This window comes from Psychrobium sp. MM17-31, from assembly GCF_022347785.1.
Taxonomy (GTDB): domain Bacteria; phylum Pseudomonadota; class Gammaproteobacteria; order Enterobacterales; family Psychrobiaceae; genus Psychrobium.
The window spans coordinates 369790-387825 of sequence record NZ_JAKRGA010000002.1; the positions used below are offsets into that span (position 1 = coordinate 369790).

The 18036-nt window shown below is 42.7% G+C and carries 19 protein-coding genes and 3 tRNA genes; 9 read left to right on the forward strand and 13 right to left on the reverse strand.

Annotation, left to right across the window (positions count from 1 at the left end; genetic code table 11):
• The first annotated feature begins 113 nt into the window (after positions 1 to 113).
• The 5 genes from mutY (at position 114) to MHM98_RS06180 (ending at position 2045) form a co-directional block, all read left to right on the forward strand.
• Entirely contained in the window at positions 114 to 1184 is a 1071-nt protein-coding gene (mutY, locus tag MHM98_RS06160; RefSeq protein ID WP_239438391.1) for an A/G-specific adenine glycosylase, read from the forward strand.
• A gap of 9 nt (positions 1185 to 1193) precedes the next feature.
• Positions 1194 to 1466 (forward strand): oxidative damage protection protein, encoded by a 273-nt coding sequence (locus tag MHM98_RS06165; RefSeq protein ID WP_239438392.1) that lies wholly within the window; start codon positions 1194 to 1196, stop codon positions 1464 to 1466.
• A gap of 178 nt (positions 1467 to 1644) precedes the next feature.
• A tRNA-Phe gene (locus MHM98_RS06170) sits at positions 1645 to 1720 on the forward strand.
• A 41-nt stretch (positions 1721 to 1761) separates the two neighbouring features.
• A tRNA-Thr gene (locus MHM98_RS06175) sits at positions 1762 to 1837 on the forward strand.
• A gap of 132 nt (positions 1838 to 1969) precedes the next feature.
• Positions 1970 to 2045: transfer RNA gene (locus MHM98_RS06180), tRNA-Phe, on the forward strand.
• A 151-nt stretch (positions 2046 to 2196) separates the two neighbouring features.
• Here MHM98_RS06180 and MHM98_RS06185 read toward each other — a convergent pair.
• Positions 2197 to 2532, reverse strand: a complete 336-nt coding sequence (locus tag MHM98_RS06185) for a hypothetical protein (protein ID WP_239438393.1) — start codon at positions 2530 to 2532, stop codon at positions 2197 to 2199.
• A gap of 327 nt (positions 2533 to 2859) precedes the next feature.
• On the opposite strand from MHM98_RS06185, the gene MHM98_RS06190 reads away from it, so the two are divergent.
• The gene (locus tag MHM98_RS06190; protein ID WP_239438394.1) at positions 2860 to 3219 is read left to right on the forward strand and encodes a hypothetical protein; all 360 of its coding nucleotides are present in this window, start codon (positions 2860 to 2862) and stop codon (positions 3217 to 3219) included.
• Positions 3220 to 3222: 3 nt separating this feature from the next.
• Here MHM98_RS06190 and MHM98_RS06195 read toward each other — a convergent pair whose 3' ends face one another.
• Complete coding sequence (locus MHM98_RS06195) at positions 3223 to 4461, reverse strand: ATP-binding protein (RefSeq protein ID WP_239438395.1); 1239 nt, start codon at positions 4459 to 4461, stop codon at positions 3223 to 3225.
• A gap of 88 nt (positions 4462 to 4549) precedes the next feature.
• Positions 4550 to 5218, reverse strand: coding sequence for a response regulator transcription factor (locus MHM98_RS06200; protein ID WP_239438396.1), 669 nt, complete (start codon positions 5216 to 5218; stop codon positions 4550 to 4552).
• A gap of 211 nt (positions 5219 to 5429) precedes the next feature.
• Between MHM98_RS06200 and MHM98_RS06205 the strand changes: the two genes are divergently transcribed.
• From MHM98_RS06205 to MHM98_RS06215, 3 genes are read left to right on the forward strand one after another with little or no spacing between them, the layout of a single operon-like run.
• On the forward strand, positions 5430 to 7064 hold the full coding sequence (locus MHM98_RS06205; RefSeq protein ID WP_239438397.1) for a phosphoethanolamine--lipid A transferase: 1635 nt from the start codon (positions 5430 to 5432) through the stop codon (positions 7062 to 7064).
• Between the two features lie 8 nt (positions 7065 to 7072).
• Entirely contained in the window at positions 7073 to 7444 is a 372-nt protein-coding gene (locus MHM98_RS06210) for a diacylglycerol kinase (RefSeq protein WP_239438398.1), read from the forward strand.
• On the forward strand, positions 7435 to 9411 hold the full coding sequence (locus tag MHM98_RS06215; protein WP_239438399.1) for an LTA synthase family protein: 1977 nt from the start codon (positions 7435 to 7437) through the stop codon (positions 9409 to 9411). Before MHM98_RS06210 ends, MHM98_RS06215 begins: the two co-directional genes overlap by 10 nt.
• Here MHM98_RS06215 and MHM98_RS06220 read toward each other — a convergent pair.
• The 10 genes from MHM98_RS06220 to MHM98_RS06265 form a co-directional block, all read right to left on the reverse strand.
• Positions 9398 to 10147 (reverse strand): transporter substrate-binding domain-containing protein, encoded by a 750-nt coding sequence (locus tag MHM98_RS06220; protein ID WP_239438400.1) that lies wholly within the window; start codon positions 10145 to 10147, stop codon positions 9398 to 9400. The two genes, MHM98_RS06215 and MHM98_RS06220, sit on opposite strands and share 14 nt — an antisense overlap.
• An 84-nt stretch (positions 10148 to 10231) precedes the next feature.
• Positions 10232 to 10669, reverse strand: a complete 438-nt coding sequence (locus MHM98_RS06225; protein ID WP_239438401.1) for a hypothetical protein — start codon at positions 10667 to 10669, stop codon at positions 10232 to 10234.
• A gap of 41 nt (positions 10670 to 10710) precedes the next feature.
• Positions 10711 to 11448, reverse strand: a complete 738-nt coding sequence (gene pdxJ / locus MHM98_RS06230) for a pyridoxine 5'-phosphate synthase (RefSeq protein WP_239438402.1) — start codon at positions 11446 to 11448, stop codon at positions 10711 to 10713.
• Between the two features lie 2 nt (positions 11449 to 11450).
• The gene (gene recO / locus MHM98_RS06235; protein WP_239438403.1) at positions 11451 to 12188 is read right to left on the reverse strand and encodes a DNA repair protein RecO; all 738 of its coding nucleotides are present in this window, start codon (positions 12186 to 12188) and stop codon (positions 11451 to 11453) included.
• A complete protein-coding gene (gene era, locus MHM98_RS06240; RefSeq protein WP_239438404.1) occupies positions 12175 to 13095 on the reverse strand; it encodes a GTPase Era in 921 nt (306 codons plus the stop codon). The genes recO and era overlap by 14 nt, the downstream gene beginning before the upstream one ends.
• Complete coding sequence (gene rnc, locus MHM98_RS06245) at positions 13079 to 13765, reverse strand: ribonuclease III (protein WP_239438405.1); 687 nt, start codon at positions 13763 to 13765, stop codon at positions 13079 to 13081. The genes era and rnc overlap by 17 nt, the downstream gene beginning before the upstream one ends.
• 3 nt (positions 13766 to 13768) lie before the next feature.
• Positions 13769 to 14683, reverse strand: coding sequence for a signal peptidase I (lepB, locus tag MHM98_RS06250; RefSeq protein ID WP_239438406.1), 915 nt, complete (start codon positions 14681 to 14683; stop codon positions 13769 to 13771).
• A gap of 3 nt (positions 14684 to 14686) precedes the next feature.
• A complete protein-coding gene (lepA, locus tag MHM98_RS06255; protein WP_239438407.1) occupies positions 14687 to 16483 on the reverse strand; it encodes a translation elongation factor 4 in 1797 nt (598 codons plus the stop codon).
• 164 nt (positions 16484 to 16647) lie between these two features.
• Positions 16648 to 17094, reverse strand: coding sequence for a SoxR reducing system RseC family protein (locus MHM98_RS06260; protein ID WP_239438408.1), 447 nt, complete (start codon positions 17092 to 17094; stop codon positions 16648 to 16650).
• Positions 17095 to 17097: 3 nt separating this feature from the next.
• Positions 17098 to 18036: a MucB/RseB C-terminal domain-containing protein gene (locus tag MHM98_RS06265; RefSeq protein ID WP_239438409.1), complete on the reverse strand. Its 939-nt coding sequence runs from the start codon at positions 18034 to 18036 to the stop codon at positions 17098 to 17100.

The window sequence follows — 18036 nt, forward strand, 5'->3', positions numbered from 1 at the left end:
GTGTAACTTTGTCCTAGTTTTGCAAGCAGAGCGGCTACTTTTGTCATAATAGCGCTAGCAAAATAAGTTGAGCGCAGTACACTGACGCCAATTACAAAAATAAAACAGCAATTATGTCGCAACCTTTTAGCTCTGAGCAATTACCCTTAACCGAAAATTTTGCCACTCGCATCGTCGATTGGTATCACGAATTTGGACGCAAAACGCTACCTTGGCAAATAGACAAAACGCCTTATCGCGTGTGGGTGTCTGAGGTTATGCTACAACAAACACAAGTAGCTACAGTCATTCCTTATTACCAACGCTTTATGGAAAGCTACCCCACGGTGATCGACCTAGCAAATGCCCCCATCGATGAAGTACTTCATCATTGGACAGGGCTTGGCTATTACGCCCGTGCTCGTAACCTGCACAAAACCGCACAAATAGTCAGAGATGACTATCACGGAGAGTTTCCTATAACCCTAGAAGAAGTAAACGCACTACCGGGAATTGGTCGTTCTACCGCTGGCGCGGTTCTATCTCTGGCCCTTGGTCAGCCCCACTCTATTTTAGATGGCAATGTAAAACGTGTTTTAACGCGTCACTTTGCTATTGAAGGATGGTATGGCGTTAGTAAAGTCGAAAAGTATCTATGGCAGGTCACAGATTTTCTGACGCCACAACAAGACGCGACATTTTACAATCAAGCGATGATGGATTTAGGGGCTTCGCATTGCAGCCGCTCAAAGCCACAATGCTCTCAGTGCCCAGTATCAACAACTTGTATTGCGCATAACAGCAATCGCGTAAAAGAATTTCCTCATTCAAAACCCAAGAAGACCACACCAGTAAAAACAACAATTATGTTACTGCTAGAGTTAGATGGCGAAGTATATTTGGCCAAGAGGCCGAGTAGTGGCATTTGGGGCGGCCTTTACTGCTTCCCTGAATTTAAAGACAAAGACGCAATGAATATATGGCTAGATAACCAAGGACTGGCTGGTGTATTAAAAAAATTACCGGAACTGCGCCATACCTTTAGTCATTATCATTTAGATATTACGCCATATCATTTATCATTACCCAACAATGCGCTCTCACAAGTGAGTGAAGCCGAGCAATCAATTTGGTACAACCTTAGCGTTCCGCAACAGGTTGGCCTCGCCGCAGTGACTAAATCGCTGCTTACACAAATACAATAGGAGGCCTCAATGGCTCGTACTATCTTTTGCACCTACTTACAAAAAGACGCCGACGGTTTAGATTTCCAAACGCTGCCTGGCGAATTAGGTAAAAAAGTTTTCGAAAATATCTCAAAAGAAGCTTGGGGAATGTGGATGTCTAAGCAAACCATGCTTATCAATGAAAAGAAGCTTAATTTAATGGCACCTGACGATCGCGCTTTACTAGAGAAAACTATGGTAGACTTTTTGTTTGAAGGTAAAGATGTGGAGATTGAAGGCTATACTCCTGAGAAAAAATAACCAAAACATCTAAAATTCAAACAAAGCGCACAACAAAGCAGCAAGCGGCATTAAATTCTAACTTTATTTGAAAATAGTAGTTGACTTAAACCCTCAAAATCTATTTAATAGCCGCCGTTGCTTAGGCAGACTGCTTCAAAAAACAGTTCTAATCAATTCGATTAAAATTGTGCAAGATGCCTCGATAGCTCAGTCGGTAGAGCAGAGGATTGAAAATCCTCGTGTCCCTGGTTCGATTCCGGGTCGAGGCACCATTTTTAAAGATGGTCAACAGAGTAACAGATAGTTTAGGCGTGCCGACATAGCTCAGTTGGTAGAGCAACTGACTTGTAATCAGTAGGTCCCGAGTTCGACTCTTGGTGTCGGCACCATTAAACTAACATTTCTAAATGATTCAATTACTGAATCGCACTTTATGTGCCTCGATAGCTCACTCAGTAGAGCAATCGAAGCATTGAAAATCCTGAGGTAGGTATTCCTATTACAGGTGCATCCTTTAAGATGCCTCGATAGCTCAGTCGGTAGAGCAGAGGATTGAAAATCCTCGTGTCCCTGGTTCGATTCCGGGTCGAGGCACCATTTTAAAACACTCCCTTTAATTCTTTTAATATCTAAGTTTATTTTATCGTCCGTATATAACGTCTCTAATTATTGCCTTCTAGCAATAAAAAACGGCGCCTGTTACCAGTTACGCCGCTTAAGAAAATTACTTTTTAATTAGCTGTTGCCGCTAACTACAGTTTTCTAAATTCCAATCATTGAGATATCTAGATACTGGCGCCATCTTAATCATTAGATCTTTATCTTCATGCTTAATAGCTGTTTCAGCTTGTTCAAGCACTTGCTCAAAAGACTCATCATTAAAGTAGCGTGCATTGCGCTTTAATTTTTTCAATAATTTGTAATCGTCAAATTGATAGTTCGCCAATGAGTAAAAATCATCGGCATGCTTATCTAATTTAGTGATTTGAGAGGTTACTTCTTTACAAAGTTTTGTATTTGCCTGCGCAGGAGTTGCAAGACTTAATATCGCTACGGATAGAGAGGTGAGAAGTAATTTATTCATTGAAAGTCACTCGTTATTCCATGTTTATATAAACTAAAAGTACACTATCGTGAAAGAGACATACGTAATCTTTTATGATTACACGTTATCAACTGTTATTCGTACTTAACTATTCGACAAAAAGATAATTCTTCATGCCGAATTCACTAATTATAAATAAAAATGTCATAAAAGACCTTCATTTCACGAAAAATACGTAAAACAGATGTTTGAATGTTTATATTTACTACCAATCACCTATCTTTTAGACGATTGTAAAAAGGGTTTGTGATTAACTGAGGAGCTGAGGTAGATTAATACATAATCTGTTTTTAAAGGACTGGAAAATTGCGATTTATAACTATTGCCCTGTTAGCGCTTTATTCTACGCTTACCCTAGCGGCACAGCAGTCAAGCGAAAATACGCCCTCCTCGCACAAAGTCCAACAGATATTTTTGCAAATGACTGCGCAACAAAAGCGGGATGCCTTCATCAGTACCATTACTTCGACAGGCAATATCTGTAAACAAGTTACCCAAATGGTATTTGATAAAATTAAGGATAATAAGGCCTATTGGTATGTTGCGTGTAATAAACGGCACTATGAAGTCTATATTCGCGATGATGAAACCGGCACCACACATGTGACCTCTTGCACGGCATTAAACTTAATTGGACGAGTATGCCCATTGCAGGAGCTTGAGTGACGCCTAACCATCTAACGGCATTGTTACGGTAAAGCTTGCACCACCCAAAGCAGAGTGGCCTACATCGATTGTTCCGCGCATATTCAATACCGCCGCCTTGGTAATCGACAAGCCAAGTCCAATCCCACCTGTCTTTCTGCTACGACTACTATCTAATCTAGCAAAGGGAATGAATACTGTTTCATAACTCGTACTGTCTATGCCAACGCCATCATCTTCTACCAGCATATAAACTTCACCTGACTCGACATAGACAATGATATTTACTTGGCGATTGGCGTAAATCAGCGCATTTTTAATGAGATTATCTACGACTAATCGTAAATAAACAGGATTTGTCGTTATCCGAGCCTCGCTACAAATATTTAGCGCTATCGACTTGTCGCTGGGTACAGTGACGAGTGCCATCCGCGATTTTATGAAATCCGATAAAAAAATCGTTTCATAATTCTGGTAATACTCTGCTGATTTTGAATTGGTCAATTTCGAGAAGTTAACTATTTGCGAAATCAATTCGTTAATATCAACAATGTATGCATCCACGTCATCGAGTAAGGCCGCCACCTTGTCATCACTGCTCTGCTGTCTCAATAATCCAGCTGCGAGTTGAATTCTGCTCAATGGCGTTCTAATTTCATGCGGAATTGCATGAGCAAACACTTCCTTTTCTTTAACACTTTTATCAATTGCCTCAGCCATGTTATTAAAACTAATAGCAATATCATTGAGTGGCCGCAAGATGTCTTCATCGGCACGCGCACTCATATCACCGCGACCAAATCGTTTTTGTGCTTTGTTTAAGCCGTAAATCTGTCGATGCATTTTTTTTAACGGCCAATACAAACTAACAAATATTAAAACCAAACACAGAATTAAGAAAAACGGTGAGTCTAACTCATCGATATGCAATTCAGACTCTTCCCCCTCTACTCGCTCTTCATCGGTTTTTTCATAAATCAATAAACCTCTCATGGAAGTCACTGTAGAAAAATACGCAATGCGTTCACCTTCAACGAATTCATAATATTCAACGCTGTCACTTCGCCCAACGAACAAACATGATTGACATAGTTTTTTCCATTGTTGAGGCGATATAAATTTAGCTGAATAATAAAATGAAAAGGGCGGCGGCAATTGATAGTCATATTGCTCAGAATGTTTCGAAACATCCTGCACAGCCAAATCTTTAAGGTAGTCGGCAGTAATCGAAAAATGGGTAAACTCCTCTTTTTTAAATACCATTTCTCCGACGAGTCGTGTCACTACAATACTGCATAACATAACAACCGCAACGCCTAAATAGAGCCTAGAAAATAGCGAGAGGGGTAATCTAATCATTGATTAACTTATATCCTTTATTTCGCACGGTAGTGATAATTTGATAAGGCATTTGATCGTCTCCTAGCTTCTTCCGCAAACCAGAAATACGCATATCAATAGAGCGATTGCTAAAGTCATAATCTATACCACGTAGTGCCTGACAGCACTCTTCACGACTAACAATATCCCCTTCATTATCGACAAGAATTTTTAGCATCTCAAATTCGGCATTTGTCAGTTCGAGCTTAATGCCACGACAAAATACTTGCTGACTGTGTATTTCAATAACTTTATCAACGGCGGGTTGTTGTCGCATAGATCGTCTTGTTAACGCCTCGATACGAGCCACTAAAACATGAGGCTTGAGCGGCTTAACCAAATAATCATCGGCTCCCTGTCGCAAAAGACTCACTTCACTAATGTCGTCATCGCAGGCTGTTAAAACTAAAATGGGGTTGGTATAAAAATCGCGGGCTTTCTTGCATACTTCAATGCCATTCATTCTCGGCAGCATAAGATCTAGTATCACCAAATCAGGATTGATTCTCACAATAGAATCGATGGCCAAGGCACCATCATCAATGGTGGTAACAGTATATCCTTCAGCCTCAAGATACATCGTCGTAAGACGTGATATTTCAGCATCATCTTCAACCAATAACACATGTGCTTTTTTCATTCTTGACTCACACCGAATTTACGCAAAATAACAAAAAAGACCGCACTTTATAAGAATAGTTCGCTCATTTACACCACCCCTTACAAAGGCTTACAAAGCCACAATTTGAGTTACACGACCTTACTCAGTAAATGCAACCTCATTGCTAAGCTCCCGTCAAAAATCGTCACAGTTCCTTCGATAGATTTTTTATGCACAGGATAAGACGTTAATGCTTCAAAGATTACAACCTAAACTCACCAGTAGCCAATTGCTACTTGTTATTACCCTCTATTTCACCTTGGTATTCAACTACCCATTTTTACAAGGATTCATGGGGGCTATTCTAGCGCTTGAGCAATTCAATATTGCATTTCTACTGTCAGTGCCCTTAGTTATTGGCTGTATTTTACTGATTGTCTTCTCAATCTTAGCGTTGCCGAAATTACTTAAACCAACCTTAATCGCTATTACATTAACATCGGCGTTAGTCTTTTACGCATCCCTTAACTACGGCACAGTTTTCGATTATGGAATGATTCAAAATTCCGTTGAGACTGATCAAGGCGAGGCGCTGTCTTACGTAAACTTGCAGGCATTGATAACCTTTGTGCTCGTTGGTGTATTACCCGCCTTATTTATTGCGACCACTCAATTAACGCCGTTGAGTATTGGTCAAGCTGTTATTTCTCGCCTGCGACTAATTGCCGCCGCCTTTGCAGTGCTGCTTACTTTAGTGTTCTTTTTCTATCAAGACTATGCAGCAGTTGGCCGTAATAACAGCCATCTTAAGAAAATCATTAACCCAACTCAATATATATACAGCGGAGTGAAGTACGTTAAACACAACTATTTCGACAATGAAATTCCTTTTAAAACGCTCGATAGCTCACCGACGCTCAATACCCCAAAAGAAAAAGAAGTGATGGTTATAGTGCTAGGTGAAACAGCTCGTGCCAAGAACTTCGCTAGTAATGGCTATGACAGGGATACCAACCTATACACAGCCCCTTATGCCATGACCTCTTTTGAGAAAATGTATTCGTGCGGCACGGCAACTGCCGTATCCGTTCCTTGTATGTTTTCCTCAATGACGCGAGATAACTTCGAACGTCGCCAAGCCGACAAACAGCAAAACGTTATAGATATTGCCCAACTCGCCGGATTTGACGTGCAGTGGATAAGTAACAATGGCTGTAAAAATGTGTGCGACCGTGTGCCAACAATTAACATCGATCTCAACCAGCCAAGCCCGCTATGCGATGGCCACTATTGCCAAGATGAAATACTGCTAACACCGCTCGCCAAAAAACTCGCCAACCTGCAACAGGAAAAAACCTTAATAGTGCTTCATATGATGGGCTCACATGGCCCTACTTATTACAAACGCTATCCCAATAGCCATCAGAAATTCACGCCTGACTGCCGGCGTAGTGACATTCAAAACTGCAGCCAAGAGCAGCTAATAAATACTTACGATAACACCATTGCTTACACGGATTTTGTCATTTCAAAAGTCGTTGCCCAATTAGATTACCTAGCACCGCAATACAAAGCATCGATGCTCTATATTTCAGATCATGGTGAATCTCTTGGTGAGTCAGGCGTTTACTTACATGGCCTCCCCTACTCTTTTTCTCCCGTTGAGCAACGTCACATTCCAATGCTGCTGTGGAGTAGTAACCAACGTCATAGCAGCGCCTGTATTGCACAACGTGCAAAAGAGCAAAGATTTAGTCACGACAACTTGTTTCACAGTCTGCTCGGCTGGCTTTCAATTTCAAGTAGTGCGTACCAAAACGAATTAGACATTTTCGCCCACTGCGAACCATCACCAAACATAGCCAACAACTCCCTCACACATTAGGAACAATCATGAATTTTGACAACACCAATAAGCCCAAAGGTGCCCTGCGTCTGTGGTTAGCATTTAAAAATACACTCAAAGGCCTAGGCTGGATGTGTAAGAACGAAGCAGCGTTTAAACAGGAAATATTACTAACTGCAGTGCTCACTGTCGTTACCTTCTTTCTCAATGTAACACCTATTGAGCAAGCCATTTTAATTTGTTCTCTCTTGGTCATTTTACTCGTCGAAACCATTAATACCGCAATAGAGGCTGTGGTTGATCGCATAGGACTAGAAATGCACCCGCTGTCTGGCCTAGCGAAAGATCTGGGCTCTGCCGCAGTATTTATTAGCTGCCTCATTAGCACTATCATCTGGGGCGCAGTGTTATGGCCATAATCACCATGTTTTCAAATAAACTACGCAGCCAATTGCTAGCAAAGCAGCTTGGTCCTTTTTGGTTAAGTGTTGTTTTCGCAATATCCTCACTACTATTACTGACACTGAGCCGCATGGCACTGACCATATGGCAAATAGATCGCGTTAATGATATTGACGCTTGGCTATCTATTATCATTGGCGGCTTACGTGTCGATATTTCTACCGTCAGCTATATCTCCGCTATTCCTGTAATATTAGCCTGCCTAACATTGTTTATTTCTCACATTACAAAGCTTGTGAAATGCTTTTCCATCATCTGGTACAGCGCATTTCTCATTCTCTTGGTCTATTTAGAAGTCATAACGCCAACCTTTATTAATGAATACGACTTACGCCCTAATCGACTACTTATCGAATATCTCATTTATCCCAAAGAAGTGATGGCGATGCTGTCTAGTGGTTATAAACTAGAAATTCTCCTGTCATCACTAGCGTTATTAATCACTGCGATTGTCGGTTTTCGTTTTCTAAAGTCACAATGGTGCGAAAAGACAGCTGTCAGGGGGCTAAAACGACCAGCATTAGCAATCTGCGCGATATTGTTAGTATTACTCGGCGCGCGCTCATCGCTGGGACATCGCCCACTTAATCCTGCGATGGTGTCATTTTCTACCGACCATCTCCTCAATACACTGGCGCTAAACTCAACCTATTCAGCGGCATTTGCCATAAAACAAATGCAACTAGAAAACTCAGCAGCTAGTTACTATGGCGAAATGCCGCAGCAAAATATTTATCAGAATATTCGAGCAAACATGCTGCACGCCGTTGAGGATTTCACAGACAATGACATCCCCACTGCGAGTTTCAAACAAGCAAGCTATACAGGTAAGCCTAAAAACCTAGTTATCCTATTACAAGAAAGCTTGGGCGCGCGTTTTGTCGGAGGTTTGGGCGGTCTGCCACTAACGCCCAACCTAGATGAGCTAATGCAGCAGGGTTGGAACTTTACCGAACTCTACGCCACAGGAACCCGTTCTGTCCGAGGCATTGAAGCGGTGATTACAGGCTTTACACCGACGCCATCACGGGCTGTGGTTAAGCTAGATAAATCACAACGAGACTTTTTTACCATTGCCAGTCTGCTCAAAAAGCACAACTATCACACCCAATTTGTTTACGGTGGAGAAGCCCACTTTGACAATATGAAGAGCTTTTTTCTCGGTAACGGATTTAATGAGATTGTCGACAGCGATGATTTTGCAAAAATTGACTTTGAAGGTTCATGGGGGGCTAGTGACGAAGATCTTTACGATCAAGCGCATCTCGAGCTAGAAAAACTCAGCGCGCAAAACAAACCATTCTTCAGTTTAGTCTTTACCAGCTCTAACCATTCGCCATTCGAATACCCAGATGGCAAAATAGAGCCCTACGATAGCCCCAAACGCACCCGCAACAACGCCGCTAAATACTCGGATTTTGCTTTAGGAAAGTTTTTCGAAAAAGCACGCCATGCGAGCTACTGGGATAACACAATTTTCCTAGTTGTCGCAGATCATGACTCTCGTGTATTTGGCGCAGAGTTAGTTCCCGTTAAACACTTTCGTATTCCAGGTGTGATATTAGGTAAAGATATTAAGCCACGACAAGACGCGCGTTTAGTAAGCCAAATTGATTTAGCCCCTACGCTATTATCATTGATAGGAATTAGCGATGTTACGCCGATGCTTGGTCACGATCTCACTCAAGAAATTCCCGTTGAAAAACAACGAGCGTTGATGCAATACGACAAAAATTTTGCCTATATGAGCCCAACTGAAATCACTGTCTTGCAACCTAACCTTGAGCCGCGTGGATTTGTGCGCGTTGGCAATAAGCTAACTGAAATTCCCATAGCGCAAAGGCTTATTGACCGAGCTAAAGCCCATGCTCTTTTTGGTTCTTTAGCTTACAGCAACCAACTTTATCAACTTACTGATGAATAGGTGATTTTAGCCACTGTAACTGCAATTGATGTTTAATGCCTTTAGCAACAACGGTTTGATAAGCGCTGCGCAACTTCTTAGCCAGCGCTTCGTCAGACTTTTTACTCAGCGCGATATAAAGTTTTTGGTCGATTTGCTTAAAATGAAAATCGGTTTCAACGCTGCTTTCATCGTGCTTAGTTTCTTTTAAAACTTCTTCTAGCGGACCTTGTGATGCAAACAAAAAGTCAAAGCGATTAGCAGCAAGCATATCCAACAGCTGAGCATATTTCACACCAGTAGTTAATCGAGAGAAACCAAGATTGAGTAGCGTATCGTGCTCAAAGGAAACTTTGGTGACACCAATGCGATAGTTTCTTGCCTCTGCCACTGAAGATACGGAAAGATCTTTACGTGAACTAAGCTTATATAAATAGTAATGCAGTTGGTCGACTTCACCGATCCATTTAAACAGTGGCTCTCGCTCTGGTGTTCTTACCATGGAAAACAAAACAACATTCTTTTGATTTAATGCTTGGTTGTAGCCACGTGCCCAAGGCACTATACGGATCTTGCTATTTATTTTCGCCTGCTTAAGTACCGCATCCATCAATGCCACAGCATAGCCAGTAGCATCACCCAATTCATCTTTATATTGGTATGGTGGCAAGTCCTCAGTCAGCACAGTAATTCGCTGAGCTACAACACTATGTGATAACAATATTCCCCAAAGTAACAGCAATAATCGAAGAGCCATTGGCAATCCTTTTCCTAGGAGTCGGATTGATAAAATAACCTAAGTTACAATGCGATAAAAGAATTATGTTTGAATTTTATACGGTTATTTCTTATCACGTACTAGGGGATAAAGTGCTTTAACTTGTAATTGTTCAGCAGCAGAAAGCCTCTTATAACCATACGGGAATGGCCATCCGTACCCCCAGCGAAAAGGGGTTGGTAAAAAAGGGCTGCCACCAAGCTGTACACCATTAAACATCATAATCGCGATTTTTTTATGGCCAGTATCAGCAACGCAAGATTGCAGTCGTAAATCAGATAACAAGCGTTGGGCCTTAGTGCCCCCCTGCCAATAATCTAAATCGTGTGCTTTACAGCAATGGAGCCATAAATCTGGCTGACCGATAGGTCCGTTGGGAAATAAACTACAACCATCAGTAGTAAAAGGAACAAGCGTTGACTGAGAGTTGCTGTCTGCTAAGCATGAAAAAGAAAAAACGGAAAATATCAACAAAGATGCTGCTGTTATTTTCCGTATCATACTATTCTCAATATGCGCTTTTTAGGGAATAATCGGGCGAATTAAACGCCGTGACGAGCTTCAATCATCTTAGCGCGAATATCTTTCACCGCTTGCTCAAGACCAACGATTGACGCGCGAGCAATAATTGAATGACCAATGTTCAATTCGTAAATCTCTGGGATCGCGGCAATTGGACCAACGTTGTGATAATGCAAGCCATGTCCAGCGTTCACGACAATACCTTTACTATGCGCGTAAGCCGCCATCTCTTGAATGCGTTTTAGCTCTTTTGCTTGCTCGAAGCTATTTTCAGCATCTGCGTAACAACCTGTGTGCAGCTCAATGTATGGCGCACCTACAGTAACTGCCGCATCAATTTGCGCTTTGTCAGCGTCGATAAATAGCGATACTTTAATACCAGCGCCTTTGAGCTGGGCCACAGCTTCTAGCATAGTATCGAGTTGACCTGCCACATCTAAACCACCTTCAGTGGTTAACTCTTCGCGCTTTTCTGGCACTAAACAAACGTATTCTGGCTTAACATTACACGCGATTGATAGCATTTCTTGCGTCACAGCAATTTCAAGATTCATGCGTGTTTGGATAGTTTGCGCTAGCGTGTAAACGTCTCGGTCTTGAATATGACGGCGATCTTCACGTAAGTGGATAGTGATGCCATCGGCACCAGCTAACTCAGCTACACTGGCAGCGTGAACTGGATCTGGATACGTGGTTCCGCGAGCCTGACGTAAGGTGGCGATATGATCGATATTAACGCCAAGATAAATTGGATTCATGATTAATTCCTTAACGATTTTGAGCGTGAAAACAAACGCCTACTGTGCAATGGCTTAGTCCCCAACAATGGAGAAAGTGCTTGTCTCGTCAGCTGCTTTGCATGATTGCGGGTTATAGTGTCACAATAATTTGTGTTTGCAATATTAATTAACGATTGACCGAGAAATTTCCCATCGACTCGCGCGATAAATCCTTGCTCACTTAATAAGTCGTAACGCCAATGAGCTTCAATTGCCATGCCGTCAACATCGGTTAACAATGCAATGCCATGGCCGAGTTCACCGAGTAAAGACAATTCAAATTGTCGCAGCGATATTTCAATATCATCATTTTTGGAAAGTGCTAATAACGTGGCATGATAAGCAGAGTAAATCACTGGCTGAGCTGCTTCTTTAGCCAATAACCGCATGACTAACTCATTGAGGTAAATCCCGCTATACAAATATTGCTTAGCCAGTGGAAATGCCAAGGTTGGAGAGTCAATTCGAGTCAGTGTTTTTAAATCCCCTTCTCCGCGCCAGCTAACCAACAAAGGTCTAAAAGGTTGTAATAAACTCTTATTGATATTTTTTTTGCGTTTGGCGCCATTAGCTACTGCAGCAATGCGACCATGTGACTCGGTAAAGAGTTCGACAATAAGGCTAGTTTCACTAAAGGGACGTGAATGAATGAGATAAGCGGCGCACAGTCCAGAATCACTGGAACTACGCGCCGAAGAATAAGGGTTAGTCGTCGCCATAACCAAGGCTATTTAAGGCGCGCTCGTCATCAGCCCAGCCAGATTTAACCTTAACCCATAGCTCAAGGAAGACTTTATTATCAAACATCTCTTCCATATCTTTACGAGCTTCGCGGCCGATCTGCTTAAGCTTCTCGCCTTTTTTACCGATGATCATGCGCTTTTGGCCTTCACGCTCAACTAGGATAAGCGCGCTAACGTTAAACACACCATTTGGTTGCATGGTAAAGGCTTCAATTTCCACCGTGACTGAATAAGGTATTTCATCACCTGTAAATCTCATCAGTTTTTCACGGATGATTTCAGAGCCCATAAAACGCTGTGAACGGTCGGTAATATAATCTTCTGGGAAGTGATGTATCCCCTCAGGAATAGCTTCACGTGCTAAATCAACAAGCTTATCAACACCTTGACCGTGTTTAGCCGATATAGGAATGATCTGCTCGAAGTCATATTGACTCGCTAGCCATTGAAGATGCGGCATCATTTCAGAGCGAATTTGCACATTATCTTCTTTGTTAACTACACAAATTACTGGAATATCGCGACAGCTCTTGCGCAGTTTATTCAAGATCATTTCATCGTCGCCAGTCCATTGCGTACCTTCAACCAAGAAAAACACCATTTCAACGTTGCCGATTGAGCTCGCAGCAGCGCGATTCATCAAACGGTTAATAGCGCGTTTTTCTTCGCTGTGTAATCCCGGCGTATCGACGTAAATCGTTTGATAAGCACCATCGGTATCAATGCCCATCACGCGATGACGCGTGGTTTGTGGCTTGCGCGATGTAATACTAACTTTTTGTCCTAGAATGCGGTTGATCAGTGTTGATTTACCAACATTGGGACGGCCAACAATGGCAACGAAACCACAATATGTTACGTCATCATTATTTTGCTGATGCATGAATAACCTCTAATGCTTTTTGCGCCGCGTCCTGCTCTGCTTTACGACGAGACGTGCCTACGCCTACGGTTTTATCGGCAACACCTTCAACGCTACACGACATGGTAAAACGCTGATTATGCGCTTGCCCAGTAACTTCAATCACTTCATAAGTTGGCAGTGGCAATCGGCGACCTTGTAACCATTCCTGCAACTGTGTTTTTGGATCTTTTTGACTAACGCCTGGCTTAATGCCTTCTAAACGAGTTTTATACCAACCCAGCACCAAAGACTCACATTGCTTCATATCACTATCGAGATACACCGCAGCAATAATGGCTTCAACCGAATCAGCAAGAATCGAATCGCGACGATAACCGCCACTTTTCAGCTCACCGGGGCCTAAACGCAAGAAATCACCAATACCAAAGTCGCGGGCTAATTCAGCCAATGTTTGACCGCGCACTAAGGTTGCGCGCATGCGACTTAAATCGCCCTCAGGCACCTTGGGAAACTTAAAATACAAGGCTTCGGCGATAAACATGCCTAGCAGTGAATCACCTAAAAACTCTAAACGCTCATTGTGCTCACCCCCCATGCTTCGGTGGGTTAATGCTTGAAGCAAGAAATCTCTATTTTTAAAGCGATAACCGATTTGTTTTTCTAATTTTTCGTACGGAATCTGTCTCATTTACTATTGTCCAATTTTTCCTATACGTTCGGTGCGAATACCACTCGGCACCCACGTTGGAAGAAAGTCTTGTGGCGAACGATCAAACTCAAAACTCGTCCACACGTATACCGCTTTACCCACCATGTTCTGCTCAGGAACAAAACCCCAGAAACGGCTATCTAGACTGTTATCGCGATTGTCACCCATCACGAAATATTGCCCTTGTGGCACAACCCACTCGTCTTTACGGGGACCAGTGGCGCCAAAGTACTCAGGCGTGCCTACAAATGCAGGGTTATATAAAATTTGGTGCTCTATACCTAACAAGTTCTCGTTAGCTTCCGTTAACGGATAGCCTTCTTGAATGAAATCACCTTGAGAAACGATATCTAACTCAACACGCTTAAACTGACCACAGCCTTCAACTTCCTGCCCATCAACACAAGGAGTTTTAATAGAAAGCTGCTTGTTGCGATAACGCACTACATCACCAGGCACACCGATTACGCGTTTAATGTAATCAACATCTGGTTTCGGCGGATATTTAAATACCACCGAATCACCACGTTGAGGCTTACCAGTTTCCAATACCTTAGTGCGCAACACTGGTAGCTTAACGCCATAGGCGTACTTCTCTACCAGAATAAAATCGCCCACTAACAGCGTTGGCATCATAGAGCCCGATGGAATTTGAAATGGCTCGTACAAAAACGAGCGCAATACCAACACAAAGCCGATAACAGGGAAAATGCCGCGACAATTTTCCACCAGCGGCGATTCTTGTAACACCGCCTCTTTAGCTTCATCTTCAATATTGTCAGGCAAACCAGCCACTACTGCTTTGCGTTTAGGCAAGAACATAAAATAATCAACTGCCCATACAATCCCTGTAAATAATGTAGCGAGAACTAAAATTAGTTCGAAATATACCGCCATTAATTAGTCTCCAACTTTTAGTACGGCTAAGAACGCTTCTTGTGGTAAATCTACGTTACCTACAGACTTCATGCGCTTTTTACCTTCTTTTTGTTTTTGTAGAAGTTTCTTCTTACGACTCACGTCACCACCGTAACACTTAGCAGTTACGTCCTTACGCAACGCTTTGATGTTAGTACGAGCGATAATTTGGCTACCGATAGCAGACTGTACCGCAATATCAAACATCTGACGTGGAATTAGCTCTTTCATCTTCTCAACCACAGCACGGCCGCGATATTGTGCGTTGTCGCGGTGAGTAATCATCGCTAATGCATCAACGCGCTCGCCATTAACTAACATGTCAACACGCACCATGTTCGATGCTTGGAAACGCTTGAAGTTGTAGTCAAGTGACGCATAACCACGAGATGTCGATTTCAAGCGGTCAAAGAAATCTAGCACTACTTCAGCCATTGGCAGCTCATAAGTTACCGCAACTTGTTTACCGTGATACACCAAGTTAGTTTGCACGCCGCGTTTCTCAATACAAAGCGTAATAACGTTACCAAGGTACTCAGACGGCACAAGAATGTTAGCTTCAACGATAGGCTCGCGAATTTCGTGAATGTTTTGAACCGGTGGTAAATCAGATGGGTTATCGACGTTTAATACTTCACCAGCCGTCGTTTCTACTTCGTAGTTTACCGTCGGTGCAGTGGTAATAAGATCAAGGTTATATTCACGCTCTAGACGCTCTTGAATAATTTCCATGTGCAGCATGCCAAGGAAACCAATACGGAAGCCAAAACCTAGTGCGCTTGATGTTTCAGGCTCAAATTGCAGAGATGCATCGTTAAGACTTAACTTGTTTAACGCGTCACGGAAGTTCTCATAATCATCAGAACTAATTGGGAATAGACCTGCGTAAACCTGAGGTTTAACGCGCTGGAAGCCAGGTAACGGCTCTTCAGCGCCGTGCTTCGCTAGCGTTAACGTATCACCTACCGGCGCCCCGTGGATCTCTTTAATGCCCGCGATGATGTAACCTACTTCACCACACTTAAGCACGCCAGTATCGGTTTGCTTCGGCGTAAAGATCCCTACTTTATCAATCACGTGAACATCACCGGTCGACATAACTTTCATCTTGTCGCCAGCTTTAACCTGACCTTCCATAATACGAACCAGTGATACTACGCCTTGGTAGTTATCGAACCACGAATCAATAATCAGGGCGCGCAATGGATCGTTATCGCTGACGTTATCCTCTGGTGCAGGAACCTTAGCCACAATTTCTTCAAGTACGTCTTCGATACCCAGGCCCGTTTTCGCACTACAGCGCACGGCATCAACAGCATCGATACCCACTAAATCTTCAATCTCTTCAGAGGCTGAATCAGGATCTGCTGAAGGCAAATCAATCTTGTTTAGTACAGGAACAACTTCTAAGTCCATTTCAATCGCGGTGTAACAGTTAGCAAGTGTTTGTGCTTCTACACCTTGCGCCGCATCAACAACCAATAACGCACCTTCACAAGCCGCTAATGAGCGAGATACTTCATAGGTAAAATCTACGTGTCCCGGCGTGTCGATGAAGTTTAGCTGGTAAGTTTCACCATCTTTTGCTTTGTAGTCCAAGGTAACACTTTGCGATTTAATGGTGATGCCGCGTTCACGTTCAATATCCATTGAATCAAGAACTTGCGCTTCCATTTCACGGTCTGATAAACCACCACAAAATTGAATAAGACGATCAGAAAGAGTTGATTTGCCGTGGTCGATATGGGCAATGATAGAGAAATTACGTATATGCTTCATTGAAAGAATAGCCAACTTAAAAATTTAATTAATTTACGATCGGTTATCATTTGCAAACGGATCATAAATTTAGACACAAGAATTGTCGGCAATTCTATCGTAAATAAGCGCGACAAGCCAAAGGTATTCGCGCTAACAGTGAAAATCATCACATGAGGAGATAACTAAGAATAGTGTGGTGCAACAATCACTATTGATGGGGAGAGATGTGAATTTTTACGTAGCCAAAATTTACCGAGTTGTTGGCTTAAAACGCCACAGCTAATGCCGAATAGTATTGCGCTGTAATTAGCCAAAGCGAGCGTATCAACCAGCCACTTTTGACCGACAATGCTACCTAGCAAAAGCCCAACCAACGGCAGTAAATAAGTCACCGCGCTAGCCACTAAAACGTTTGCTTCTTTAGTGGCAATAGTCACCCACTGGCCAACATTAAGGATCTGATTGGTTGCTACTTTGATACGCTGTGTTTTACCGTTAAAAGCCTTAGCAACAGTCCCTACTCCACAACTATCTTCACTAGCACAGCCAGAACAGCTGGAGTTGAGCTCATACTCAAGCTCAACACCATTGTGAAAAACGTCGCGTACTAAGGCTTTTTGCTCAATCATTGCCTAACCTTTCGGCTCAATTGATTGGGCAATCTTTAATGCCGTTTCATAGGGAATTCGGCCAATGACGGTAATATCCGTTAAGCCGCGTCTAAAGTTCGCAACCGACAGGCCATTATTCGTTTGCAGCCTCGCTGGTAATTCCGCTTTTTGAGCGTTGGCAACGTAAACGGAGACTTGCGTCAATCCATCACTTAACATCAAGTAATCGACATTTTGCGCCGTGTTTACTACGCGATGCTCATCGCTGGCCTTAACCTCAAATCCTGCTGGCAGCCAACTAAAGCGCCAATTATCTTGCGCCGTAGACGGCAACATAACTGTTTCGTGCTTTGGCTGAGCAGCAAGCTTTTCAATGTTATCGCTTGGTCGCTCGTTAAGGTGTAAACCAACCGCTTGAACCTGCTCAATCAGGTTGTTGTTAAGATCAAACAAATCGTAACGCAACAACAACTTAGTCTCGACGTCTAACCACAAAATATAGTTAAAGCGATTGTTATCTTTCGCTTTAAGACGAATAAGCTGAGTTACACGGCCTGCAATGCGCCCTTTCTCAATCATTGTCAGGGTGTAATTATCGAGAATGTGCTGTACTTTACCAACAAATATCGCAGGCGACGGCCCAATAATTTGCGCAGCATTAATACTGTATGGACGACTCTCAGGTTCCATATAAGTCACAACGTTATCAACCCGATAGCTGTGACGCACCGGACCACTCAATGCAGCAATATAGACCACTTGACGATCGTTACTAACACCGTGTTCAAATAAATAAGTTTGGGCTGAATTTGGCTCTAAATGAACCATAGGAATGGTAAAATTGAGTGTTTGATGGGCCAAACTCATCGAGTCTAGCCAATCTGTCGGTGTCTTTTCAGCTAAAGCGACGCTCGAAAAGAGTAATGAAAAGGCACCGATAATGCGACGACAAGTGAACAA